This window comes from Synechococcus sp. H55.11 (assembly GCF_047462475.1).
Classification (GTDB): Bacteria; Cyanobacteriota; Cyanobacteriia; order Thermostichales; family Thermostichaceae; genus Thermostichus.
On record NZ_JANSJI010000301.1, the window covers coordinates 1 to 686 of the forward strand.

A 686-nucleotide genomic window follows, 5' to 3' on the forward strand; every position below is an offset into this window, starting at 1 on the left:
CAGCAGCTCTTCAGAGCGAATTTCGGGAATGGTTGCAGACACAGACGGGATCCCTGTCGATTTTCCTGGCTTCTCCCATTTTATTTAATTGCAAACTAGAGCGAGACACTTCCCAAGCGCTCCGCGCCGCTAACGCGACCACCCCATCTCCCAAGGGGAGAGGGGAGTTGGGGATAGTAGCGCGTTCGCGACAGCGTTGCGTAGCAATAACGACGTAGAGAGCGGCAACAGATCCTTTCCCGCCTTCTACAACAAGAGTCGCGGGGATCCTGGCTCCCCCTTGAGCGGTTGGATCTTTGCAATGAGCGCCAGCGCTTTAGACCTCTCTGCTCCCGCAGCTTGGGATCCCTCTAATTCAGGGTTGAGGCTGGCGCGGCGTAACGATTTCCCCTGCCCCTGGAGCAACTGCTGGGATCCTGAGTGGTGGGGATGGCTCAGGGTTGCTAGCAGCGCCGGGAGAGGGTTCGCCCTCAGGGGTGGGAGCGGGGGAAGGGGTCGGGTCTGGTTCGGCAGCAGGGGGAGAAGGCTCAAGATCGAGGGGCTTGGCTGCGGGAGTTGCGGTTGGCAAGGCAGCTTCTTGAGCCGTCCGCTCTCCAAAGGCCGACAGGGCAATTGCCGCTTCCCCGCGGCTGACCGGCTCAAAGGGGTTAAAGGTGCGGATGGGGCCGAAGGTGCGCAACACGGTG

The 686-nt window shown here is 60.9% G+C and carries 1 pseudogene; it reads right to left on the reverse strand.

Going from position 1 to position 686, the window contains the following annotated elements:
- Positions 1-355 precede the first annotated feature (355 nt).
- Positions 356-686 (reverse strand): annotated as a pseudogene (locus tag NW853_RS12055) (S-layer homology domain-containing protein); the annotation flags it as partial.